This window comes from Acidobacteriota bacterium, from assembly GCA_016195325.1.
Taxonomy (GTDB): Bacteria; Acidobacteriota; Polarisedimenticolia; order JACPZX01; family JACPZX01; genus JACPZX01.
This window is the reverse complement of record JACPZX010000022.1, coordinates 24855-47727: the sequence shown is the minus strand read 5'-3', so window position 1 is coordinate 47727 and position 22873 is coordinate 24855. Positions and strand designations below refer to the sequence as shown.

Annotated in this window: 26 protein-coding genes, 1 tRNA gene and 1 other RNA gene; 4 read left to right on the top strand and 24 right to left on the bottom strand. The window is 69.9% G+C overall.

Annotated features, from left to right (window positions below; all coding sequences use genetic code 11):
- Window positions 1-8: 8 nt before the first annotated feature.
- The 4 genes from HY049_05025 to HY049_05010 all read right to left on the bottom strand — a co-directional run bounded on the left by HY049_05025 (window position 9) and on the right by HY049_05010 (window position 5371).
- Window positions 9-1298, bottom strand: coding sequence for a M48 family metalloprotease (locus HY049_05025; protein ID MBI3448265.1), 1290 nt, complete (start codon window positions 1296-1298; stop codon window positions 9-11).
- A 118-nt stretch (window positions 1299-1416) separates the two neighbouring features.
- Window positions 1417-2205: a glucose 1-dehydrogenase gene (locus tag HY049_05020; protein ID MBI3448264.1), complete on the bottom strand. Its 789-nt coding sequence runs from the start codon at window positions 2203-2205 to the stop codon at window positions 1417-1419.
- A gap of 73 nt (window positions 2206-2278) precedes the next feature.
- Window positions 2279-4357 (bottom strand): chloride channel protein, encoded by a 2079-nt coding sequence (locus tag HY049_05015; protein MBI3448263.1) that lies wholly within the window; start codon window positions 4355-4357, stop codon window positions 2279-2281.
- A 12-nt stretch (window positions 4358-4369) separates the two neighbouring features.
- Window positions 4370-5371: a pyridoxal-phosphate dependent enzyme gene (locus tag HY049_05010; GenBank protein ID MBI3448262.1), complete on the bottom strand. Its 1002-nt coding sequence runs from the start codon at window positions 5369-5371 to the stop codon at window positions 4370-4372.
- A 327-nt stretch (window positions 5372-5698) separates the two neighbouring features.
- Between HY049_05010 and HY049_05005 the strand changes: the two genes are divergently transcribed.
- The 3 genes from HY049_05005 to HY049_04995 all read left to right on the top strand — a co-directional run bounded on the left by HY049_05005 (window position 5699) and on the right by HY049_04995 (window position 6472).
- A complete protein-coding gene (locus tag HY049_05005) occupies window positions 5699-5884 on the top strand; it encodes an Hsp20 family protein (GenBank protein MBI3448261.1) in 186 nt (61 codons plus the stop codon).
- Window positions 5885-6016: 132 nt separating this feature from the next.
- Window positions 6017-6163: a redoxin domain-containing protein gene (locus HY049_05000; GenBank protein MBI3448260.1), complete on the top strand. Its 147-nt coding sequence runs from the start codon at window positions 6017-6019 to the stop codon at window positions 6161-6163.
- 3 nt (window positions 6164-6166) lie between these two features.
- The gene (locus HY049_04995; protein MBI3448259.1) at window positions 6167-6472 is read left to right on the top strand and encodes a peroxiredoxin; all 306 of its coding nucleotides are present in this window, start codon (window positions 6167-6169) and stop codon (window positions 6470-6472) included.
- Here the strand turns inward: HY049_04995 and HY049_04990 are convergent.
- From HY049_04990 to ffs, 18 genes are all read right to left on the bottom strand, one after another.
- Complete coding sequence (locus tag HY049_04990; GenBank protein MBI3448258.1) at window positions 6450-7475, bottom strand: peptidylprolyl isomerase; 1026 nt, start codon at window positions 7473-7475, stop codon at window positions 6450-6452. The two genes, HY049_04995 and HY049_04990, sit on opposite strands and share 23 nt — an antisense overlap.
- Window positions 7476-7512: 37 nt before the next feature.
- The gene (locus HY049_04985; protein MBI3448257.1) at window positions 7513-8295 is read right to left on the bottom strand and encodes a ComF family protein; all 783 of its coding nucleotides are present in this window, start codon (window positions 8293-8295) and stop codon (window positions 7513-7515) included.
- Between the two features lie 75 nt (window positions 8296-8370).
- Complete coding sequence (locus tag HY049_04980) at window positions 8371-9942, bottom strand: 2,3-bisphosphoglycerate-independent phosphoglycerate mutase (protein MBI3448256.1); 1572 nt, start codon at window positions 9940-9942, stop codon at window positions 8371-8373.
- The gene (locus tag HY049_04975; protein ID MBI3448255.1) at window positions 9942-11312 is read right to left on the bottom strand and encodes a tetratricopeptide repeat protein; all 1371 of its coding nucleotides are present in this window, start codon (window positions 11310-11312) and stop codon (window positions 9942-9944) included. The genes HY049_04980 and HY049_04975 overlap by 1 nt, the downstream gene beginning before the upstream one ends.
- A gap of 6 nt (window positions 11313-11318) precedes the next feature.
- On the bottom strand, window positions 11319-11687 hold the full coding sequence (locus tag HY049_04970) for a TraR/DksA family transcriptional regulator (protein ID MBI3448254.1): 369 nt from the start codon (window positions 11685-11687) through the stop codon (window positions 11319-11321).
- 27 nt (window positions 11688-11714) lie between these two features.
- On the bottom strand, window positions 11715-12182 hold the full coding sequence (locus HY049_04965; protein ID MBI3448253.1) for a 23S rRNA (pseudouridine(1915)-N(3))-methyltransferase RlmH: 468 nt from the start codon (window positions 12180-12182) through the stop codon (window positions 11715-11717).
- Window positions 12179-13096: a sigma-54-dependent Fis family transcriptional regulator gene (locus HY049_04960; GenBank protein MBI3448252.1), complete on the bottom strand. Its 918-nt coding sequence runs from the start codon at window positions 13094-13096 to the stop codon at window positions 12179-12181. The genes HY049_04965 and HY049_04960 overlap by 4 nt, the downstream gene beginning before the upstream one ends.
- 101 nt (window positions 13097-13197) lie before the next feature.
- Complete coding sequence (gene rsfS, locus HY049_04955) at window positions 13198-13590, bottom strand: ribosome silencing factor (protein ID MBI3448251.1); 393 nt, start codon at window positions 13588-13590, stop codon at window positions 13198-13200.
- Between the two features lie 17 nt (window positions 13591-13607).
- The gene (gene obgE / locus HY049_04950) at window positions 13608-14753 is read right to left on the bottom strand and encodes a GTPase ObgE (protein MBI3448250.1); all 1146 of its coding nucleotides are present in this window, start codon (window positions 14751-14753) and stop codon (window positions 13608-13610) included.
- 68 nt (window positions 14754-14821) lie between these two features.
- On the bottom strand, window positions 14822-15085 hold the full coding sequence (gene rpmA, locus HY049_04945) for a 50S ribosomal protein L27 (protein MBI3448249.1): 264 nt from the start codon (window positions 15083-15085) through the stop codon (window positions 14822-14824).
- 3 nt (window positions 15086-15088) lie between these two features.
- The gene (gene rplU / locus HY049_04940) at window positions 15089-15409 is read right to left on the bottom strand and encodes a 50S ribosomal protein L21 (GenBank protein ID MBI3448248.1); all 321 of its coding nucleotides are present in this window, start codon (window positions 15407-15409) and stop codon (window positions 15089-15091) included.
- 145 nt (window positions 15410-15554) lie between these two features.
- Window positions 15555-16142 (bottom strand): gliding-motility protein MglA, encoded by a 588-nt coding sequence (locus tag HY049_04935; protein MBI3448247.1) that lies wholly within the window; start codon window positions 16140-16142, stop codon window positions 15555-15557.
- 7 nt (window positions 16143-16149) lie between these two features.
- Window positions 16150-16650, bottom strand: a complete 501-nt coding sequence (locus HY049_04930) for a roadblock/LC7 domain-containing protein (protein MBI3448246.1) — start codon at window positions 16648-16650, stop codon at window positions 16150-16152.
- A 134-nt stretch (window positions 16651-16784) separates the two neighbouring features.
- Window positions 16785-17489 (bottom strand): methyltransferase domain-containing protein, encoded by a 705-nt coding sequence (locus HY049_04925; GenBank protein ID MBI3448245.1) that lies wholly within the window; start codon window positions 17487-17489, stop codon window positions 16785-16787.
- Between the two features lie 19 nt (window positions 17490-17508).
- Window positions 17509-18108: a recombination protein RecR gene (recR, locus tag HY049_04920; protein MBI3448244.1), complete on the bottom strand. Its 600-nt coding sequence runs from the start codon at window positions 18106-18108 to the stop codon at window positions 17509-17511.
- Window positions 18109-18121: 13 nt separating this feature from the next.
- Window positions 18122-18418 (bottom strand): YbaB/EbfC family nucleoid-associated protein, encoded by a 297-nt coding sequence (locus HY049_04915; protein MBI3448243.1) that lies wholly within the window; start codon window positions 18416-18418, stop codon window positions 18122-18124.
- Window positions 18418-20067 carry a DNA polymerase III subunit gamma/tau gene (dnaX, locus tag HY049_04910; protein ID MBI3448242.1) on the bottom strand — a complete coding sequence of 550 codons (1650 nt, stop codon included), beginning with the start codon at window positions 20065-20067 and terminating at the stop codon, window positions 18418-18420. The genes HY049_04915 and dnaX overlap by 1 nt, the downstream gene beginning before the upstream one ends.
- Before the next feature lie 36 nt (window positions 20068-20103).
- An RNA gene (ffs, locus tag HY049_04905) (signal recognition particle sRNA small type) lies at window positions 20104-20203 on the bottom strand.
- Window positions 20204-20252: 49 nt separating this feature from the next.
- On the opposite strand from ffs, the gene HY049_04900 reads away from it, so the two are divergent.
- Complete coding sequence (locus HY049_04900; protein ID MBI3448241.1) at window positions 20253-21440, top strand: TlpA family protein disulfide reductase; 1188 nt, start codon at window positions 20253-20255, stop codon at window positions 21438-21440.
- A gap of 9 nt (window positions 21441-21449) precedes the next feature.
- Here the strand turns inward: HY049_04900 and HY049_04895 are convergent, their stop codons facing one another.
- Window positions 21450-22703: an SGNH/GDSL hydrolase family protein gene (locus tag HY049_04895; GenBank protein MBI3448240.1), complete on the bottom strand. Its 1254-nt coding sequence runs from the start codon at window positions 22701-22703 to the stop codon at window positions 21450-21452.
- A gap of 66 nt (window positions 22704-22769) precedes the next feature.
- Window positions 22770-22859: transfer RNA gene (locus tag HY049_04890), tRNA-Ser, on the bottom strand.
- Window positions 22860-22873 lie beyond the last annotated feature (14 nt).

The following is a 22873-nucleotide window of genomic DNA, read 5'->3' as shown; positions in this document are numbered from 1 at the left end:
CGCGCAGGTCATCGCGGGAGGGCCGCGAGCTCCTTCTCCACGTCGCCCCGATCCGTTGCGTCCTCGGGCGCGAGCTCGAGATATCTCCCGAGGTGCGCCGCCGCGTCGATCGTCTGGCCCGTGCGGGCGTAGAGCCGCCCGAGATCGCGATGCGCCGGGGCGTAGTCGGGGGCGACCGCCAGCGCGCGAAGGAACTCCGCGGCCGCCCGCGCTGCGCCGTCCGGCGAGTCATCCGTGGCCACGATGATGAGCCCGGTGTAGTGGTGCGCGACCGGGTCGCCGGGGCGGTGCGCGAGAACGCGGTCGAACCCCTTCGCCGCGAGGTGGTACCGCTTCAGGTCGAAGTCGGCCACCGCGTTCTCGCGGATCAGATCCAGCATCGTCGTCTCGTAGACGTCGTCGTTCGCGCGGCGCGCGGCCGGGGGCGGCGCCGGGTAGTGGCGATCGATCTCGGCCTCGAGGTTCTCCTTCCGGACCTCGTTCGTCGAGTGGTTGCCGTAGAAGAAGTTCTCGACGCTCCCCTCGTCGCCCTCGACGTCGTTGAAGGCCACCCAGATCTTCGGCCCCTCGGCCGGGTCGTACCCCGCCTCGACCGCGTAGCGCAGCCCGACCCGGTCGGCCTGATCCTCGAGGCCGCGCCCGTAGCCGTTCACCGCGGCGGAGAGGCCGAGCTCGAGGCCGAGGCCGACCATGAACTGGGGATACACGCCGCTCGTCCTGCGGCCGAACTGCACGCCGAGGATGACGGCGCCGATCTGCGCCGGGAAGAAGGCGGAGACCCCCGCCTTGTACTGTCGCTGCCCGTGCCTCTCCGTGACGTGGGCGACCTCGTGCCCGAGGACGATGGCGAGCTGCGCCTCGTTGTCGAGCCTCGCCAGGAGGCCGGTGTGGACGTAGATCGATCCGTTCGGAAGGGCGAAGGCGTTGAGCGTGGGATCCCTGATGATCCCGAACGAGTAGAACGCCTGCGCGGCCGCCCATGGGGGGACGACGCTTCCGCCGACCTTCTGGACGTACTCGACGATCGCGGGGCTCGTGACGATCCGATCCGACCCGTCGAGCTTCGACGACTCGGTGAGGGACATCCGCTGCACGCGGTCCGCGAACGAGCTCCCCGGGGCCTCCTCGCGAACCTTCACGCGGCGCGCGAGGAAGCGACCTCTCTCGTCGAACGAGCCGTCCGCCTCGGCCCACCACCCCGGCTTCACCCCGGCGAGCCCCTCCGCGTCGCCGCGGACGCGCCCCCCCTCCGCGAGGAGCACGGTGGCCGAGTCGAGCGTCACGCTCCCTTCGGCCACGCGCTCGACGACGCCGGCGAGGTGATCGTCTCCCGCGCCGGCCGGGAGCGCCGCGCCGAGGGCGACGAGCGCGGCGAGAGCGGCCGATCTCGCGGAATCGGCGATCGCGCTCCGGGGGCTAGCGTGCCGAGGCGTTCGCCCGCCCTCCGTCGACGCTCAGCGTGATCCCGGTGATCCACCCCGACGCGGGGGAGGCGAGGAAGGCGATCGACTCGGCCACCTCTTCGGCCGTGCCGACGCGCCCGAGGGGGTGCGTCCCCTTGCACCTCTCGAGGAACGCGGCGTAGTCCGCCTCGGACATCCCGCCGCTCCGGTGGAGATCGGTGACGACGACGCCGGGGTTGACCGCGTTGACCCTGATCCCCTTCGGGGCGAGCTCGAGCGAAAGGCACTTCGTGAGCTGATCGACCGCGGCCTTGCTGACGCAGTAGGCGAGGATCCCGGGATAGGCCCTGAGCCCCGCGACGCTCGACAGGTTGATCACCGTGCCGCGCGTCGCCGCGAGGTGGGGGACCGCGTGGCGCGTCATGTCGAAGAGGGAGCGCACGTTGATCTCCATCGTCCGATCCCACGCGTCGAGGCTCGTCGTCTCGACCGTCCCCGCCTCGAGGATTCCCGAGGCGTTGACGAGGATGTCGAGGCCTCCCAGCCGGGCCGCCGCCTCGCGGACGCATCGCTCCCGCTCCGCGGGCTTCGCGAGATCCGCGGCGACGACGTGAGCCCCGCCGTCCCCCGCCCCCGCCGCGCGGCGAATCTTCTCGACCTCCGCCGCGGTTTCGGCCAGCCGGTCCTTCCGCCTCGCCGCGACGACGATCGACGCCCCCCGCCGCGCGAGCGCGAGGGCGGTGGCCCTGCCGATCCCGTTGCTGCCGCCCGTGACGAGCGCCTTCTTTCCCTGGAGATCCATGTCGTGTCGCCTCCGTTCGCGTGATCGAACGGGAATGCTATCACGCGATCAGCGCCCGGCGACGGGAGACCCGCTACTGTCTCGCGAGGCGCGCGATGTCGCGCTTTTTCCCCATCACGACGAGCCGGTCGCCGGTCTCGAAGGGGTGGCCGGGCGGGGGAGGGATGATCTCCTCCGGGTCTGAGGCCGTTCCCCGCTTCAGCGCGATGGCGGTGAGCTGGTAGGCCGCCGGGAGATCGAGCTCGGCCAGCGTGCGCCCGAGGAGGCTCGCAGGGACGGTGACCTCCTCGACGCCGTAGTCCCCGACGAGCGGAAGCACGGACGCGGCGGGGCGCGTCCCCATCCTGTACCGCGCCGAAAGAATCCGCCGGCGCAGCACCTCGCGGTCGAAGGCGCCGAGGATGTCGCGCCGCGTCACAACTCCGACGAATCGCGGCGCCGTCCCTCCCTTCAGCACCGGCAGCTCGCCGTACTCCTGGAACCAGAAGCGCTCCATGATCTTCGACACGGGATCCTCGGGGCTGACGGAGGGCATCTCGCGGGCCAGATCCGCGGCGAGCACGATCGTGCCGAGCACGGGGTCCTCGCTCGTCGCGAGCATGTCCTGGATCGCGATCAGCCCGTAGTAGTGGCCCGACGCGTCCACGACGTGCATCAGGTGCCGTCGGCTCTTGAGGAACGTCTCCATCACCGCGCGCGCGGGGAGCTCGGGAAGGATCGTCGGCGGATCGGGCCAGAGGACGTCCTCCACGCGGATCGCCTGCAGCGCCGATTCCTCGATCGCCGCGTCGAGGTCGACTCCCTTCCGCGCGAGCTTCTCGGCGTAGACGGACTCCTTCTTGAAGCGGCGCGCCACGAGGGCCGACACCGCGGCGCAGACGCCGATCGGCAGGAGCATCGCGTAGTCCTGGCTCATCTCGAAGATGAGGAACGTGGCCATGATCGGGGCCTGCGTCGTCGCCGCGAGGACCCCCGCCATCGCCACGAGCGCGTAGGCCCCCGACTCCGACGTGAGCGCCGGGGCCGCCTGGTGCAGCACCGTTCCGACGACGCCCCCGAAAGCCGCCCCGACGAGGAGGGTCGGCGTCATCACGCCGCCCATCCCTCCCGAGCCGATCGTCACGGCCGTGGCGACGAGCTTGCCGACGCAGATCGCGGCGAGGAGCGCGAGCGCGTAGTGCCCGTTCAGCGCGCCGAGCACGCCGTCGTACCCGTTCCCCCAGACGTGCGGAAGCCAGATCCCCATGGCGCCGACGAGGGCGCCCCCGAGCGTCAGCTTCGCGACGCCGTGCATCGGCAGCCGCTTCAGGAGATCGCCGATGCGCTCGATCCCGAGCGTGAAGAGGTTGCCGACGAAAGCGCACGGAATTCCGAGAAGGCCGAGGATGAAGTACTCCGTCACGCTCGCGGGCATGAAGGCGGGGATGCTGTAGAGCGGCCCCGGCTCGCTGAGGGCGCGCGCGACGAGGGTCGCCATGACCGAGGCGGCGACGAGCGGCCCGAAGACGTCCATCGCGAAGTTCCCGATGATGATCTCCATCACGAACAGCGAGGAGCCGAGCGGCGCGTTGTAGACCGCGGCCATCCCCCCCGCCACGCCGCACCCGATCAGGATGTTGCGGCGCGCCGGCGTGAGCCGAAGCAGGTGCGCGATGCCCGTCGCGATGGCGCCGGCGAGAGAGAGGATGGGCCCCTCGCGGCCGACCGAGCCGCCGCCGCCCATCAGGAAGAGGGAGCCGAGCGGCTTGAGAATCGTCGAGCGCAGCGTGAGGTTCCGCTGCTTGAGGATGACGGTCTCCATGATCTCGGAGATCCCCTCTCCCTTCGCGCCGTGGAGGAGATAGCGGACGATGAGCCCGGCGAGAAGGGCGCCTCCCGCGGGCATCGCGATCCGCATGTACCAGGGGAGGTGCGCGGCCGCGTCGATCATGGAGCCCGACTGGCCGAAGTAGAGGGTCTGGAAGCCTCTCGCGAGCCAGCGGAAGCCGGCGCCCGCGAATCCCGCGATCGCGCCGACGGCGACGAAGAGAACGAAGTAGAGGCCGCGCTCTCCGCGGAGCGAGGCGCGCGCCCGGATCACGAGGCGGCGCCGGCTCCGGGCGAGCTCGGCGGCCAGCCGCCGCGTCAGGCGCCCGCCTCCTTCAGGCGCCATGGGCCTGCGGGTTCACGAGGGGATCCCCTCCCGGATCCAGCTCGAGAGGCGATCGAGATCGAGATTCCCCCCCGACACGACCAGGACGACGGTCGATCCGGTGGGGAGATCGATCTTCCTCTCGAGGAGCGCGGCGAGAGGGCCGGCCCCCGCCCCCTCGGCGAGGATCTTGGCCCGGGTCAGGAGGAGAAGGATCGCCTCGAGGATCGACGATTCGCCGACGGTGACGACGTCTTGGACGAGGCGCCGGAGGAGGCCGAGCGTCTCCTGGGTTCCGGCGCGCCCCGCCATCCCCTCGGCGATCGAGGAGGCCCTCTCGAGGCGCACGACCTTTCCCTCGCGAAACGATCGGGCCATCGCGTCGGCCCGCTCGGGGTTCACGCCGAAGACGCGCGCCCCGGGCGCGAGGGCCGCGGCCGCGGTCGCGATGCCGCAGATGAGGCCGCCGCCGCCGACCGGGCACACGATCGCGTCGACCCCCGGGAGATCCTCGCAGATCTCGAGCCCCACCGTTCCCGCGCCGCAGACGACGTGAGGGTCGGCCGCCGGGTGCACGAAGATCATCCCCGTCCGGGAGCGGATCTCGAGGGCGTGCGCGAGGGCGTCGTCGAAGATGTCGCCGTGGAGGATCACCTCCGCCCCCATCGAGCGCGTCGCGTCGATCTTCGCGACCGGGGTGTTCGCCGGCATCACGACCTTCACCGGGATGCGCTCCGCCGCGGCGGCGTAGGCGAGCCCCTGGGCGTGGTTGCCGGCGGAGGCCGTGAGCACGCCGGCGCGCCGTTCCTCCGCGGTCAGATGGGCGACGCGGTTCAGCGCGCCGCGCGGCTTGAAGCACCCCGTCTTCTGCCAGTTCTCGGCCTTGAGGTGGATGTCATAGCCCGTCAGCTCGCGGAGATGCCGGCAGCGAAGCAGGGGCGTCCGGTGGATGTGCGGGCCGATGATCCTCGCCGCGTCGCGGATCGCGGCGAGCGTCAGGGACTCCTCGAGCTCGGCAGCCTTGGGGTCGGTCATCGAGGCGCGAGTCTAACAGAAGCGCCCGCGTTCCTTGACAGCCCGGAGGCGTGTCTTACTGGACGCGCCGCCCACACGGTTCGTCGGAATCGTTTCAGAGAGACAGAGACCACCCGAGAAGGGGACAACCAGGAGGAATCATGTACAGGAGATCTTCGTTCCATGAGCTCTTCGACGTTTTCCACGCCCTCGACAGCCAGCTGCCGGTCCGGGCCGGGGGGTACGTTCCGGCCGTCGAGTCGTTCACGAAGGATGGGCGGATCATCATCCAGGTCGAGCTTCCGGGCGTCGACGCCGCGGACGTGACGGTCTCCCTGACCGGCGCACATCCGCGAGGTCTCCCGTGGCCGTTTCGAGCGCGGCTTCACCCTGCCCGAAGGGCTCCGGACCGAGGAGCTGAAGGCACGGTTCGACAAGGGCGTCCTCGAGGTGAGCGTGCCCCTGCCTGCCGAGGTCCAGCCCCGTCGAATCGAGATCGAGGCCCCGGCGACGCATCAGATCAAGGCGGCGTGATCCGCGGCGCCCTCCGGCGCGCGTGAACCCTTCGCCCCGGGATTGCGGTAGAGTGGCTGAAATCCACCCGCCGCGGTCCCGGGGCGTCTCGCGTCCCGGCGCCGCGCGCGAGATCCTTGCGGAGGGTCGACCATGTCCAGCACGATGCCTGCCGAGGGCGCGCGCGCTCCTTCCTTCTCGGTGACCGCGCATGACGGCTCGACCGTCACGCTCTCTCAGTTCGCCGGGAAGAAGCACGTGGTGCTCTTCTTCTACCCGAAGGCGGACACCCCCGGCTGAACGGTGGAGGCGTGCGGGTTCCGCGACGCCATCGCCGAGATTCGATCGCTGGGAGCCGAGATCTTCGGGGCCAGCGTGGACTCCGTGAAAGACCAGAAGGCCTTCGCCGACAAGTTCCAGATCGCCTACCCGCTCCTCTGCGACACGGACAAGTCGCTCGCGAAGTCGTACGGCGTCCTCGGCGAGCGCGGCTCGGCGGGGCGCAGCACGTTCCTCATCGACAGGGCCGGCGTCGTGCGGAACGTGTGGCCCAAGGTCAGCCCCGCGGGTCACCCCGCGGAGATCATCACGGCTTTGAAGGCGTTGTGACGGAGTCCGCCTCGGCGGTGGCCATCGCCCCCGCCGGGGCGGGCGCGACGCGGAGGGTGTGAATCTTCGCGTCCTTGAGCGGCCGGAAGAAGGGGAAGCTCCGCTGGCCGCTCGTCGGCAGGCTCTCGAGGGCGCCGAGCGCGTCGTCGCCTCCCGCGAGCATCCCGAAGATCGTCATCTGACCGTCGAGCTTGGGGCTCTCGGCCAGGCTGATCATGAACTGCGATCCGTGATCGCTCGTCTCGCCGCGGAGCATCGAGAGCGAGCCGCGCTTGTGCTTGAGCGCCTTGTCGATCTCCGGCTTCAGGGAGTAGCCGGGGCTCGTGTCGCCGCTGCCCGAGCGGTCTCCGCCGCGCACTTCAATCCCCTTCACGATCACGTGGAAGAGCGTGCCGTCGTAATACCCCTGATTGGCGAGATCGTAGAAGTTGTGGACGTGCTCCGGCGCCTCCTTCCCGAAGAGGTCGAGCGCGAGCGAGCCGAAGTCGGTCTCGATCGTGGCACGGTACCGGACGTGGGGATCGAACTTCGGGATGACGACGAGGGGGACGGGGTCGGAGGAGAGGTCGGCCGACTGGAATCGCGCGACGTACTGGCCCGGCCTGTCGAGCCCGTCGACGGCGTCCCGCAGGTCCGCGATGACGCCGAAGAACCCACCGGCGGGGATGAACGCCGGCTGCTGGCGCGCGTCGGGGGCCGCGGCGCTCTTCTTCTTCAATCCCGAGCCCGCCGCGTCGAGCACGGTGACGTTCCCGAGGAGAGCGATCCCCTTCGAGTTGTCGTACGCGGTCTTCCCGGTGTTGAAGATCGCCACGCGCACCAGGACCGGCTCGCCGGCGTAGCAGAAGTTGCCGAGGCGCTCCACGGTCACCTGGACGGGGCTCTCCGGAGCCGCCTTTCCCTCCCGCGCGGCGGCGGGCCCGGCGGCCAGGGCGAGGGAGAGAGCGCACGCGATCAGGAGACCACGGGAACGTGCCGGCTTCGACATCCTCAGACGATTCACCCTCACCTCCAGGATCGCGCCGCGTGCCGGTGGCGCGTCAGTCGCTCCCGCCCGATCCGGCGGGGGTTCGCGCGACGACGGCCACGATGACCTCGCCGGCTCCAGCATCCTTCAGGACGCGCGCGCACTCGCACGCCGTCGCCCCGGTCGTCAGGACGTCGTCCACGAGAAGGACGGTCCGTCCCGCGATCCGCTCCCGTTCGCGATCGACCGCGGCGTACGCGCCCGCGACCGCCGCCCACCTCTCGACCCTCGATCGCCCCGCCTGCGGCGGGCCGTCCACCGTTCTGCGAAGCGCTCCGACGATCGCGGCGCGCCCGCCCGTCTCGCGGCGGATCGACCGGCCGACCTCCCGGGCGATCAGGTCCGCCTGATTGTAGCCTCGACGCCGAAGTCTTGGGCGGGACATCGGCACCGGCACGACGGCGGCATCGGCGGCCCGGCCGAGGAGCCCGCGCCCCTCGAGCGCCCCCGTGGCGAGCCGGCCGAGCGGGACGGCGAGGCGCCCGAGGTCACGGAACTTCAGGGCGTGAATCAGGTCGCGAAGCCTCCCCGCGTAGGCTCCGTACGCGGACGCCCCCGCGATGGGCGAGGGGAGCTCCAGGGCGCCGCCCGCTCCCTCGGGGAGCGGGACGACTTCGTCCCAGCACGCCTCGCAGGCTCCGAAGCGGCCCCATCCCATCGGGTGCCGGCAGCATGGACAATCCGCCTCGAGGAGGGCCCCGCCGACGTCGCGAAGAGCGGCGGCAACCCCTTCCACCGTGAGGGCGCGCCGGATGACGCGCGAGAGGCCGAAGGCCAGGCTCTGGAGTCCGAACACGCGTCCCCCGCAGGCGGCCGGCAGGGAGCGCGGGCATCCTAGAGGCCCGGCGCGGGCTCTTCAATGCGGTCGGAGTCAGGTGTGATCGAGGAGGGTTCTGCCCGTCATCTCGGCGGGCTGTGGGATCCCCATCGCCTCGAGAAGCGTCGGCGCGATGTCGGGGAGTATCCCGCCTTCCCTGAGCCTCATCCCCCGGAACCGCCGCCCCGCGAGGATCACCGGGACGGGGTTGAGCGTGTGCGCCGTGTGGGGTCCGCCGGTCTCGGGATCGATCATCTGCTCGGCGTTCCCGTGGTCGGCGGTGATGAGAATCGTCCCCTCGCGCGCCAGCGTCTCGCCCGCGATGCGCCCGACGCACTCGTCGATCGTGCGGCACGCGGAGAGCGCGGCCTCGTAGATCCCGGTGTGGCCCACCATGTCCGCGTTGGCGAAGTTCATGACCACGGCGACGTTCGCTCCGCCGGGGATCCTGTCGAACGCGCGGAGCTTCTCGACGAAGGCGTCGGTCACGGCGGGGGCGCTCATCGCGGGCTGCAAGTCGTACGTCGCGACCCTCGGCGAGGGGATGAGGACGCGCTCCTCCCCCGGGAAGACGCGCTCGACGCCGCCGTTGAAAAAGAAGGTCACGTGGGCGTACTTCTCCGTCTCGGCGAGGCGGAGCTGCCTCAGGCCCCGCTCGGCGAGAAGCTGCCCGAAGGTGCGGTCGGGGAACTCGGGAGGGAAGGCGACGGGAAGCGGGAAGCTCTCGTGATACCGCGTCATGCACGTGTAGCTCGAGAGGGCCGGCCGCACGCGGCGGGGGAACGCGTCGAAGGCGCCTTCGGTCAGCGCCCGCGTGATCTCCCTCGCGCGATCCGCGCGGAAGTTGAAGAAGATGACGGCGTCCCCGTCGCGGAGCAGCCCCGGCGCCGCCCCGGGCGCGATTCCGGCGGGTGACACAATCGTCGGCGCGACGAACTCGTCGGTCTCCGCGCGCCCGTACGCCGCCTCCATCGCCGCGACGCCGGTCGGGGCGACGAGACCCACCCCCTCGGTCATCGCCTCGTAGGCCCTCTGCACGCGATCCCACCGGTTGTCGCGATCCATCGCCCAGTACCGGCCCATCACCGTCCCGATCGCCGCGCCGCCGCCGTCGCGCGCAAACGTCTCCTCCAGATCGCGGAGGTACCGCACCCCGATGGCCGGGGCGGTGTCGCGCCCGTCCATGAAGGCGTGGACGAAGATCCTGAGGCAGCCGCGCTCGCGGGCCATCTTCACGAGGACCTCGAGATGGTCGATGTGGCTGTGGACTCCTCCGTCGCTCACGAGGCCGAGGAGGTGCAGCGCCCGGCCTCCGCGCGCCGCGCCGTCCATCGCCGCGAGGAGCGCGGGGTTCGACTGGAACTCGCGCGTGGCGATGGCGTGGCCGATGCGGTTCAGATCCTGATAGACGATGCGCCCCGCGCCCATGCACGTGTGCCCCACCTCGGAGTTCCCGATCTGGCCGGCGGGGAGCCCCACCGAGACGCCCGAGGCGTCGAGGAGCGAGGAGGGGTAGTCGCGGGCGAGCGCGTCCATGTTCGCGGGGCCGCAGTTCCGAACCGCGTTTCCCTCGCGTGTGGTTGCGTGTCCCCAGCCGTCGAGGACGACGAGGACGGTCGGCCCCATCAGGGGACGCCCGAGTACAGCGGTCCTTGCGCCGTCCCCACCTCGTCGAGCGTCTGATCCTCGCCGAAATCGAGGACGATCTGGTTCCACTCCATGCAGACGTCGCAGCGGTCTCCCCATTCGGACGTGCGCGTGTCGCAGACGCCGCATCGGTAGAAGAGGCGGGGGAGATCCAGCAGCTTGAGCGCCTCCCGGTACTCCGCGACCGCCTCGCGCGGGTCGCCGCGCCGCTCGTGGATGCTCGCGAGAAAGGCGTGCATCGTCGGGGACGAGCTGACGCGATCCTTCAACGCGCGGAACTCACGGTGCGCCTCGTCGATCATCTCGAGGCGGAGGTACAGCCGCGCGAGGAAGAGCCTCGGCAGGAAATCGTTCCGGGAGCGCGTCACGGCGGTGCGGAGCGCCTCGATGGCGCTCTCGGGCTCGGAGATCTCGAGGAAGTGGTCCTCCATCCGGCTGAGGAAGATCGGCGAGCCGGTGGACTCGAACCCGCGCGCCCACGCCTCGACCCCCGCTCCGGGCTGGCCCATCTCGATGAGGATGTCACCCAGCCGGACGTGCCCGGGAACGAAATCGGAGTGGGCGCGGACGATCTTGCGCAGGAGGTTCGCCCCCTCGCGGCGGTTGTCGGCGGCCTTGGCGGCGGCGAGCTGATACCGGATCCCGACGTTGAAGCGCGTCTCCGCCTGCATCTTGTACGGCGTCTTCTCCGTCTGGGCCTCGATGAGCCCCTGGATCTCCCACGCGCGGGACCAGTCCCCCTCCTTCATCGCGTACTTGCGGAGCTTGCGGTACGCGGAGAGGGCCTTGCGCGGGCGGAGCTGGATGATCCTGTTGAGGACGACCTTGCTTTTGCCGATCTGCGACAGCGACTCGTAGTCCTTGACGAGCTCGTACAGCGGCTCCAGCTCCTGCTCCCTCAGCCGGTGCGCCTTCCGGTGGCACTCGACCGCCTCCTTCAGGTTCTTCAGAGCGCGATGGACCTGCCCGGCCCGGACGAGCGCGTCGACGTTCGACGCGTCCGCCGCGAGGATCGCCTGGAAGTGCGAGAGGGCCTTCTCCTCCTGCCCCTCGAGGAAGGCCTCCATCCCCTGGCGGTACAGATCGCCGAGGTGCTTCGTCTCCTTCGCGCCGCGAAGCCCCTCGAGCCGGCGCAGGAGATCGCGCGAGTCCCGGAAGACGGATCCCGTGAGGACGAGGACGGCGCCCGCGAGGAACGCCGAGCCGAGCACGGCGTAGACGGGCACCGAGACCGCGTCGGTGACGGCGAATCGCGCCGACAGGATCTGCTGGTTCCGGATGACCAGGACGGCGGACGTGGCTGTCAGGATGAGGATTGCCAGGAGGATCAGGAAGGTCCGGACCTTCACCGGGTTCTATTCTCCCGCCTCCGCGAGCCGGCCCCTGTCCACCGCCTCCTGGCAGGCCAGGCAGTAGCGCGCCCACGGCACCGCGTCGAGACGCTTCTTCTGAATCGCCTCGCCGCACTCGTCGCACACGCCGAACTCACCCTCGCCGATGCGCGAGATGGCCTGCTCCACCTGCTGCAGCACGCCGCGCTCGGTGTTGCTGAGGGAGTAGAGGAACTCCTTCGTGTACGAGGTGGACGCCTTGTCCGCCGAATCCTGCGTCCCGCCCTCGTCGCTCTCCTTCCCGTACGTCTTGTCGCGGATGTAGGCGTGCGTCAGCTCACGCCGCTTGTCGACCAGCTTCTTCTTGAACTGTTCCAAGGACTTCTTGTCCATTCAAGCCGTCTCCACGGTCCTCTTCGATCAGTGATGGTAGCCTTCCCCTCGCATAATCGTGAAGGCCCTGTAAATCTGTTCCAGCGCCACCAGCCGCGCCATCTCGTGGGTCAAGGTCATCCTCGAGAGCGAGATGCGGTGTGAGGCTGCCTTCAGCACCTCCTCCGACAGGCCAAACGGCCCGCCGAGGATAAACCTGACCCCCGCGGGGGTCGATTCCAATGCCTTCCCGAGAAACCCGGCGAACTCGACGGAGCGCATTTCGCGCCCCCCCTCGTCGAGCGCGATCACCTGCTCGCCCGGCTTCACCGTTTTCAGGACCCTCTCCCCCTCCTCGCCCGGGCGCTTCGGGATGCCCTTGCCCGCGATCCTCGAGTCCCTGATCTCGACGACCGCGATCCGGCAGTACCGGCCGATCTTCTCGACCGCTTCCTGCGCCAGCGCCTCGATGCGCCGATCCTTCGTCCGGCCGACCCAGACGACCGAGAGCTTCAATCCGGCTCTCCGCCACCCTCGTATCGCTGCGTCTTCGCGATGAGCGTCTTGCGGCTGATCCCGAGAATCGCCGCGGCCCGCGTTTTGTTGCCGCGCGTGAGCCTCAGCACCTCCCGGATGTACCTCTCCTCGAGGGCCGCGAGCGTCAGCCCCTCGTCGGAGGCGGCGGCGACCATCCGCGCCATCGGTGTGCCGTGCCTTATCGGAAGGGCCTCGGCCCCGACGACATCCCCCTCGGCGACGATCATCGCCGCCTCGACGGCGTTCATCACCTCCCGCACGTTTCCAGGCCAATGATAGGCCCGCATCGCCCGCCTCGCGTCGGCCCCGAACCGCCTCGGCCCCCTCCTGTCGCGCGCCCTGAGGCGCTTCAGGAAGTGCCGGGCGAGAGGGAAGACGTCTTCCGGTCTCTCCCTCAGCGGAGGGACGGCGATCGTGACCACGTTCAGCCGGTAGTACAGATCCTCCCGGAACGCGCCGGTCGCGACGAGCGCGGTGAGATCCTCGCGGCTCGACGAGAGGATCCGGATGTCCACCCGGACCGTCTCGAGCCCGCCCAGCCGCTCGAAGCTCCTCTCCTGGAGGACCCTCAGCAGCTTCGCCTGGTGGGGCGGCGCGAGGGATTCGACCCCGTCGAGAAAGACCGTCCCGCCGTCGGCGGCCTCGAGCCGCCCGGGCTTGCGCGTCGTCGCGTCCGTGTGCGATCCCCTCTCGTGCCCGAAGAGCTCGCTTTCAAAGAGATCCGCGGGGATGTTCGCGCACGAGACGGTCACGAAGGGCCGCTCGCGCCGCGTCCCGCGGCGGTGAATCAGCTCGGCGAGCAGCCCCTTGCCGGTGCCGCTCTCCCCCACGATCAGGGCGCTGGCGTCGCTCCGGGCGACGCGCTCCGCGAGCCCGACGGCCCGCTCCATCACGGCGGAACGATAGACGATGACCGGTTCGCCTGACGGTGCCGGCGGGGAGGGCATAATCTAGACGGCGCCTTTTCCCTTGTCAAAAGACGGAAGCCTCGAGCTCATTCCTCTTCGCGGTCGGCGTCCCCCGGCCGGGCGCGCGCCGGCCGCCTCACGGCCTTCCCGTCGGGCCGCGGGAGCCGCAGCCGGGGGGCGTCCCCCCACAGGCGCTCCAGGCCGTAATAGGACCGCCGGTCCATCGTGAAAATGTGCACCACGAAATCGAAGTAATCCATGAGGATCCACTCGCCGCGGGCATGCCCCTCGATGTGGCCCGGGCGCCGGTGCTTCAGCCTGAGAGCCCTCTCGATCTGGTCCGCGATCGACTGGACCTGCCGGCCCGATCGGCCGTGGCAGATCAGGAAGTAGTCGGTCACGTCGGAGAGCCCCCGCAGGTCGAGAAGGGCGAGCCCCTCGGCCTTCTTGTCCAGAGCGGCGCGCGCGGCGACGATCATGTCGGTGTCGGGCGCGCTCACTCTTCGTCCTCCGAGCCGGCTTCGCGCTTCGAGGATGCTTCGCGCTCCGAGGCGGCCTCGCGCCCCGGGGATGCGTCGCGCCCGGGGGCCGCGCTGCGGAGCCGGATCGCGCGCGGGGCGCTCTCCGTCTTGCCGGCGATCGATTTGCGGAGCATGCGGTCGATCTTCGCCACCAGCTCGCGGATGCCGCTCCCCGTCGCGGCGGAGATCGAGGCGAAGGGCAGCTTGTGCCTCCGGCAGTGCGACTTCAGGCGCGCCAGAGCGGCCTCCGCCTCGGGGATGCCGGGGACGAGATCGACCTTCGTCGCGACGACCAGGCGCGGCTTCAGGTTCAGCCCCCCGGCCTCCATGAGCTCGCGCTCGATGGCCGAGAGGTCCTCGACCGGATCGCGCTCGAGAGCGGCCGAGATGTCGACGAGATGGACCAGGACCGACGTGCGCTCGACATGCCTGAGGAAGCGCGCGCCCAGGCCAGCCCCCTCGTGCGCCCCCTCGATGAGGCCGGGGATGTCGGCGACGACGAACGACTCGAACGGACCCGACTCGACGACGCCGAGGTGCGGCGTCAGGGTGGTGAACGGGTAGTCGGCGATCTTCGGCCGCGCCGAGGAGATCCGCGACAGCAGGGTGCTCTTCCCGGCGTTCGGCATCCCCACGAGGCCGACGTCCGCGAGGAGCTTCAGCTCAAGGACGAGCGTCCTCTCCTCTCCCGGGGTGCCCGGCTCGAACCGCCTGGGCGCCTGGTTGGTCGACGACGCGAAGCGCGCGTTCCCGCGCCCCCCGTGCCCCCCCTTCGCGGCGACCCACTCGTGGCCGGTCTCGGAGAGATCGACGATCACCGCGCCGGTCTCGTCGTGGATGACGGTCCCCGCGGGGACGGCGACCCTGAGGTCGGCGCCGCCGCGCCCGTGCTGATTCTTGCCGCGCCCGTGCCCTCCCTTCGCGGCACGGAAATGCTGCCGGAAGCGAAAGGCCTGCAGGGTCGTCAGGGAGGCGTCGGTGACGAAGATCACGCGGCCGCCGTCCCCGCCGTCGCCGCCGTCAGGGCCCCCCTTGGGGACGAATTTCTCGCGGCGGAACGAGAGACAACCGTCCCCGCCGCGGCCGCCCAGCACGACGACGCGCGCGTGGTCCACAAACATGGGGGAAGACCTCTATGAGGGGACTGCCGGCCGGGTGGAGGACCCGGAGCGTCGATTGCGGGCCTCTCCTACGACCTGGACTCCGGGAGGATGCTCACGAAGCGGCCCATCCTGCCCTTGTCCTCGAAGCTCACGACGCCGCTCACCTTGGCGAAGAGAGTGTCATCCTTGCCGCGGCCCACGTGGCGTCCCGCCTTGATCGGGGTGCCGCGCTGGCGGACGAGAATCGATCCGCCGGAGACGTACTGTCCCGAGAACCTCTTCACGCCGAGCCGCTGGGAATTGCTGTCACGTCCGTTGCGGGAGCTGCCCCCCGCTTTCTTGTGAGCCATCGTTCAACTCCCCGAGCGGATTTCCTGGATTTGGAGCGAGGTGAGGATCTGGCGGTGGCCGTTGAGTCGCCGGTACTGCTTGCGGCGCTTCTTCTTGAAAACAAGAATCTTGCGCGCCTTCTTCTCGCCGAGGACCGTGGCCGTGACCTCGGCTCCCGCGACGTACGGCGCGCCGACCTTCATCGTCTCGCCTGACTGCACCAGCAGGACTTTCTGGAGCGTGATGTTGCCGCCCGCTTCGGCCGCCAGGCGCTGCACCTTGATGGTGTCGCCCGGGGCGACCCGGTGCTGCGTCCCGCCGATCTCGACGATTGCGTAGTTCATCTCGTGACTCCGGTGGCCTTCCCGACCCCTGGCGGCACCCGCAAGCGCCCTGCGCCTTCCGCCGCACGGATAGGGAGATGGCTGATCTGGAAGCCCGGCAGGCTATCAGACGCCCGCCGTCGCGTCAACCGCCGGGGCGGCGGCCTCACTTGGTCTTCTTCAGCTCCACCAGCACCAGCTTGGCCAGCGCCTTGAGCGTCTCGAAGACGCCCGTCCCTTTGACGGCCACCCCCTCGAAGATCTCTTCATCTTTATACCTGAGGAGCTTCGTCATCTCCTCGACGGGGAGGGCGGTGGGGAGGTCGCGCTTGTTGAACTGGAGGACGTACGGCATCGCCTTCAGGTCGTAGCCGGCGGACTTGAGGTTGTCGACCAGGTTCTTCAGCGATTCCACGTTCGCGTCCATGCGCGCGTCCTGGGAGTCGGCGACGAAGATCACGCCGTCGCATCCCTTGAGGATCAGCTTCCGCGAGGCGTCGTAGAAGACCTGCCCGGGGACCGTGTACAGGTGGAACCGGGTGCGGAAGCCGCGGATCGTCCCCAGCTCGAGCGGGAGGAAGTCGAAGAAGAGGGTTCGATCGGTCTCCGTCGCGAGGGAGATCAGCTTTCCCTTCGCGTCGGGGTTCGTCTTCTCGTAGATGTACTGGAGGTTCGTGGTCTTCCCGCCGAGGCCGGGGCCGTAGTAGACCAGCTTGCAGTTGATCTCGCGGGACGCGTAGTTGATGAAGGTCATCGGCGGGTCAGGACGAGAAGAGGGAATCGATGTCGGCGTCGGTGATCTCGGCGAACGGTGACTCGGCGTTCCCCCCCTTCGCCCGGTCGTCGGCCTGCTTGCGGTCGATGGCCTCGAAGACCGCCGTCAGCTCGCCCGTCGCCTTGCGCGTGCGCAGGCGGACCAGCCCGAGGGACGACCGCTCGTCGAAGAGGATGACCATGATGATCTTCCCGCCGATCAGGGAGATGTGGAGGTTGTCCTTCTCCCCCTCGTGAAAGAGGATGGAGAACTCCTTCTCGCCGATCAGCTTCGCGAGCGCGTCGGTGGAGGCGACGTTTCCGGCCGTGAGGCTGGCGAGCGACGTGGAGTCCATCGTCTCGAGGTTCTCCCCGGTCGCGGCGATCTGCTGTCCGTTGCGATCGATCAGGAATGCGGCGCGGGCGTTGGCCTCCTGGCGAAGGCGGCTGAGGATGTCCTGTATCTGCTTGAACTCCTCTTCATACATCACCGTGTCGGCCAGGGGCATGCAGGGCACCTCGGCGGGTCGTTTCTACTGGGCGCGTCTCGAACGGGCTCCCGTTGCGAGCGGCGGCCAATATACAGCAGCCCTATGGACCGGGCAATGCGCCGGGGCTGCCGGGTCACGGTTCAGCCTAACCTTTACTGGATGGCGGCCGCGGGGCGGAGCGACGAGGCGGTCCGGGGGGCCGCGGCGGCGCGAGTGGCCGGCCTGACGAGGTGGCGGGCGACCGCCGGGGGGAGGTTCAGGAGGACCGGCTCGCTCCGGATCTGGTAGCGGCGGACGAACTCGTCGGTCACCAGGCCGACCCGCCTCAGGCGCTCGCGCTCTGCGGCCGTCGACAGGCACCGCTTCACCGTCCGGACGAGGACGTACTCGAAGTACGAGAGGACGCCGCCCGGCACGAGGTGGGTCATGAAGGTGTCGAGGAACTCGCGGACCTTCTCCGGGTCGAAGTTGTTCAGCGGCAGGCTCGACACGATGACGTCGTAGGCGGCCTCGCGCGGCAGGCCCAGCACGTCCTTCCGGTACAGGGTCGTCCGGCCGCGTCCCGACTCGAACTCGGGATCTGCGGCGAGGCGCGCCTCGATCATGTCGGCGAAGACGGGGTTGATCTCGTAGATGTCGAGATGATCGTACGGTCCCATGCGGCGGATGATCTCGCCGGTCACGACGCCCGTGCCGGCGCCGACCTCGAGGAGCCGCCGGGGGGCGTCCATGCTCGAGACGTAGGCGGCCATCGCGGCGGCGAGCGCCCGCGAGCTCGGGGCGAGCGCCCCGGTCTGCGAGAAGTTCTTGCGGCACTCGTCGAGGAAGACGCCGAGCGAGCCACGCTCCCGCATCATCGCCTCACAGTCTGCGGCCTCACAGCTTGTGGCGCCCCGAGAGCGCCCTCGAGACCGTGACCTCATCCACGTAGTCGATGTCCGAGCCCACCGGAAGGCCCATGGCGATGCGGCTCACCTCCACGCCGAAAGGCTGGATCAGCGAGTTGAGATGGGTCGCCGTGGTCTCTCCGTCCACGGTCGGGTTGGTCGCGATGATGACCTCCCGGACGCCCCCGCCCCGGATCCGGGCGATGAGCTCGACGACCTTCAGCTGTTCCGGGCCCACGCCGTGCAGCGGGGAGAGCGATCCGTGCAGGACATGGTACAACCCCCGGAACCCGCCCGCCCGCTCGATCACGCCGACGTTGCCCGGCTCCTCGACCACGCAGATCTGGCTGCGCTCGCGGCCGGGGTCGGCGCAGATGGGGCAGGTCTCGCTCTCGGCGATGTTGAAGCACGTCGAGCAGAGCGCCAGGCGATCCTTCACCTCGAGGAGGGCGGCGGCGAGCGCTTCGACCTCGCTCCGGCGCGCCTTCAGGACGTGAAAGGCCATCCTCTGGGCGCTCTTCGCCCCGACCCCCGGAAGCGACTTCAGGGCCTCCATCAGCCGGGCGAGGGGCTCCGCGAAGGTCGGCATCAGCGCGCGCGCCTCAAGCGACCGGGAACCCGGGAGGCATCGCGCCGCCGAGCGTCCCCGAGAGCTCGTCGTCCACCCTGGCGACGGCGTCGTTGGCCGCCGCCTTCACGAGATCCTCGAGGAGGTGGAGGTCGTCGGGATCGATCGCGTCCTTGCCGATCGCGACCGAGAGGATCTCCTTCTTCCCGTTCATCGTGATCTTCACCGCGCCGCCGCCGGCCGACCCCTCGACCTCGAGGCCCTCCATCTGCTTCGCGATGTCCTCCTGCATCTTCTGAGCCTGCTTGAGGAGCTTGTTGATGTTCACCATCACGAGATCTCCTGGATGTCCACGATCTGTCCGCGGAACGTCTCCATCACCATGCGGACTTCGGGCTGTTTCATCGCCGCCTCGATGAGCCGGTCGCGCCGGGCCGGAGCGGCCTCGGGCGCCGGCTCGTCCTGGCCCGGCGCCTCGAGGGCCGTCCGCACGCGCACCGGCCGGCCGGCGATCTCCGACGCCGCCGCCTCGATCGTGGCCCGTGCGTCCGCCGTCTCGATCGCGTCGCGGGAGAAGCTCTGCTTCTCGCCGAAGGCGATCTCGACGACGTCGCCGTCGAGCGCCACGCGGCGCGCCATCTCGAGGTAGGTGCGGAGCGACATCTTCTTCGACTGGACCGCGGCGAGGAGTCGCTCGCGAAATCCGCCCGCCTCGGGGGTCGCCCCGGGAGCGGGGGAGGGAGGCGCGAGAGCGCCCGGGGCCGCCTGCGCGGGGCGCGCGGAAGGCGTAGCGGCCGGACCGCCGGCTCGCGGGGCGCTCCCCGCCGCCGGGGCGGATCCCCCCTGAAGCCGCGCGATGACCTCCTCGATCGGCGCGAGGTCCGCGAGGCGGGCGAGCCTCAGCGCCGCCGCCTCGAGCACGAAGCGCGGCTGGGCTGCGTTCCGGATCGCGAACGGCAGGTCGAGGAGCGCGTGGAAGACGCGCAGCAGCCCGTCGTCGCTGAAGGACGACGCCAGCTCGCGGAGCTCCTTCTCCTCGTCCGCGGTGACGCTCAGGGCCTTCGACCCCGGCGGGGTGAACCGCGCCATCGCGGTGTCGCGGGCGGTCGAGACGAGCGCCGAGGTGAACTGCGAGAACTCGGCCCCCCCCTCGGCGAGGGCGGCGATGCGCTCGAGCAGACCGGCTCCGTCGCGCGCGGCCACCAGCCTCAGGAACTCGAGGACGGCGCGGCGATCGATCGCGCCGATCGCGGCGCGCACGTCGTCGACCGTCGCCTTCGGCCCGGCGTACGCGATCGCCTGGTCGAGGAGGCTCACGGCGTCCCGGACGCTCCCCGCGGCGGCGGCGGCGATCACCTCGAGCCCGGCGCGATCGACGTCGACCGACTCGCGCGCGGCAATCCGCTCGAGGCAGGCCACGATCTCGGCCCGCTCGACCCTGTGGAACTCGAAGTGCTGGCAGCGGGAGACGACCGTCGGGGGTACCTTCCGGTGCTCCGTCGTCGCGAGGATCCAGACGATGCGCGGCGGGGGCTCCTCGAGGATCTTGAGGAGCGAGTTGAACGCCGCGTTCGAGAGCATGTGGACTTCGTCGAGGATGAAGACCTTGTACCGATCCCTCGACGGCGCGTAGCGCGCGGCCTCGCGCAGCGGCTCCACGTCGTCGACGCCCCGGTTGCTCGCGGCGTCGATCTCGATGACGTCCATGGAGAGGCCCGAGGCGATCTCCCGGCACGGGTCGCACTCCCCGCAGGGATCGGGGGTCGGCCCCTTCGCGCAGTTGAGGGCGCGGGCGAAGAGGCGCGCGGCCGTCGTCTTGCCGACGCCCCGGATGCCGGAGAAGAGGTAGGCGTGGTGGAGGCGCCCCGTCGCCACGGCGTTCTTCAGCGTCGAGACGGCGGCGGACTGCCCGATGACGTCGTCGAACGACGCGGGGCGGTAGCGCCGCGCAAGGGCGAGATAGGAGGCCTTCGCCGTCATCGGTCACCTTCGTGCCGGGAAGGCTTCCCCGCGGGAAGGGTCCAAGGGGACCCGTGGCACCACCGAGAGATCACGTACCGCTGCTCCCTTCCGGGCCTGACGGGGTTTGTGGGCTCGACGTGCACGGGGCTCGAACCCCGGCCCCGCGAGGAAGTTGGACCGAGAATACTCCGGATTTCGGCGGCATGGCAACCTATAATCCCGGCCTCATGCGGGCGACGGCGGTGACGGTTCGGGTCTTCGGGTTGCTCGCCGCGCTCCTCATCCTTTCCGGCCACGCGACTCCTGTAGCCTCTCCCGACGCCCCCCCTTCCACGGGGCGCGAGTCCTCGCGGGACAGCGCGACGTCCGTCCCCGAGGCCGCGCTGGCGCCGGCGAGCCCGGCGGACACGAGGGCGTCGGAGGGGATCGCGTTTCCCCCCATCAAGGTCAGCGCGCTCCTCCCCGGGGCCGACGCTCCCGCCACGCTCGATCTCGCGGCCGATCTCGGGCAACGGACCATCGTCTTCGCCTACTTCCTCCCGGGGTACCAGGTCTCTGAGGGGATTCTCGCCGATGTCCGGGACTTCGTGAGGTCGGGTCCGGGGAAGAAGGTCGCGCTCTACGCGGTGACGCGGGTCGCCGCCGGGCAGCCGGTGGCCGAGATGACGGGCAGGCTGAAAGCCCTGAGGCTCGACGTCCCCGTCATCCTCGATCAGGACGCCCGCGTGCAGCGGACGCTGGGTGTGGCGATCGTCCCCGCGATCTCGCTCGTCGATTCCAAGGGGGTCTTCTGCTTCACCGGCGCCTCGTCGCTCAAGCAGGAGGTGTTCAAGGGGATCGCCGTGAAGGAGGCGATCCTGATGTCGTCGCGCGGGGAGGATCCTCCGGCGGTGTTCGGCATGGAGAGGTACTACCCCGTCGCCGATTTCATCGGGTCGAAGCTCCCGGACATCTCGCTTCCGGAGTTCGGCACGGCGAAGAGCGTGAGCCTCACGAGCTTCGTGGGCCCCGGCCACGTCACCGCCATCTTCTACTGGGGGCCGCACTGCGATTACTCGCGCCACATCATGCCGCAGATCGTCCTCGCGCAGAAGACGTACCACCCGAAGTACCTGAACGTCGTGTCGGTCGCGACCCTCAAGGAGGGGGCCACGGCGGAGGACCTGAGGAAATACGAGGACGAGGCGGGGATCGGGTTCCCGGTCCTCGAGGACGCCGGGCGCGCCTTCACCTCGAAGCTGCGGGTGGTCTCGACGCCGACCCTCATCATCGTCCGCCCCGACGGGGTCATCGACAGCGTCTACAACTCGGACAAGCCGAACTTCTTCGCGGTCCTCTCGACGAAGGTCAACACGCTCGCCGTCAAGGCGGGGGCCGCGAAGCCCCGCTGACCGCACCTCTCAAGGGCAGCTCGGGAGCAGGGGCAGCAGCCGTTCGGCCGCGAACTCGGCGGCGATCCGGTGGGCCTCCTCGTTCGGATGCTGGTCGCTCGGATGGACCCAGAGAGACACCCCGTCCCTGCCTCGAAACGCGTCGAACAGATCGAACGCCTCCATGCCGGCGCCGCGGGCGGCCGCGAGCACCTTCGCGTGGATGCCGGCGAACGGGTACCGATCGTCCAGCCGGTAGAGGATGGGGTGGACGAAGAGCGCGACGCGCGCTCCGGACCGGTGGGCGACCTCCGAGATGCGCGCGAGCCCTTCCTTGACGCCGGCGAACCCCCGGCTGTCGTCCCGGTAGGCCCGGAGGTAGTCCCCGACGAGATGCGAGCCCGAGGCGTTCATGTCGAGCCGCGAGCCGATGAGCCGCGCAAGGGCGGAGAACTCCCGGTACCAGGGGAGGAACTGGGGCTTCTGGTACCCCGTCAGGTATCCCATGGTCCCCACCGCCTCGGCGTCGTTCAGGAAGTACCAGACGACGACGATGTCCGGGCGGGCATCCATCACCGGGTGCTCGACGAGCTTCGCCTCATCCACGGTGTCGTAACCGGGCGTCCCGAAATTGAGGACCTCGATCGCGCAGGCGGAGCGCTCGTTGAGGCGCCGCTCGATCCTTCTTGCGGCCACGTCGTCGTCCTTCACTCCCTCCCCGAACGCGAACGAGTCGCCCAGGATGGCGATCCGAAGGGTGTGGGGAGGTTTCGACGCCGAGAGATCGGGGCCGCGAAATCCCGCCGAGTTCGCCCGGTAATGAACCATGTTGGCTCCGTCGAAATAGCCGCGCTCGTTCGAGGAGTACATGTGTCCCCACTCCGCGTGAGGAATGGTGGAGTACGTCGCGCCGTCCCTGCCGGGGCGAACCGTCGGAGGCTCGCCGATCTGCCGGCGCCATGCCTCGTGGCCCGCCGGATCGAATCCCGTCGCCCGGACCGCGATCTCGACGGCTCCGAGCGTGAAGAGGCAGGAGGCGGCCACGGCGAGGGCGTTCATCAGGCGGGAGCGCGTCGTCGCGGCGTCGGCGCGCGTGCACAGGATGGCGGTGACCACCGGCGCGAGCAGGAAGAGCGCCGAGGCGCTCCACGTGGCGGGGCTCCGAATGCCGAACGTCGAGCGGATCGAGAGGACGAACCCACCGAGGAAGAGCGCCGGGGAGAGAACGAGGGCCGCGAGGACGAGTCGGGTCACGGTCCAGGTGCGCGCGGTTCCCTCAGCCATGGACTCGGCGCACCCTCGGTTTCAGCGGCGACGCGTGACGGAACCCCTTTCACGGCAGGGGAGGGGTGGCGGAGAGAGTGGGATTCGAACCCACGGTGAGGTTTCCCCCACACACGCTTTCCAAGCGTGCTCCTTAAGCCACTCGGACATCTCTCCGGAGCGTTGCCGAC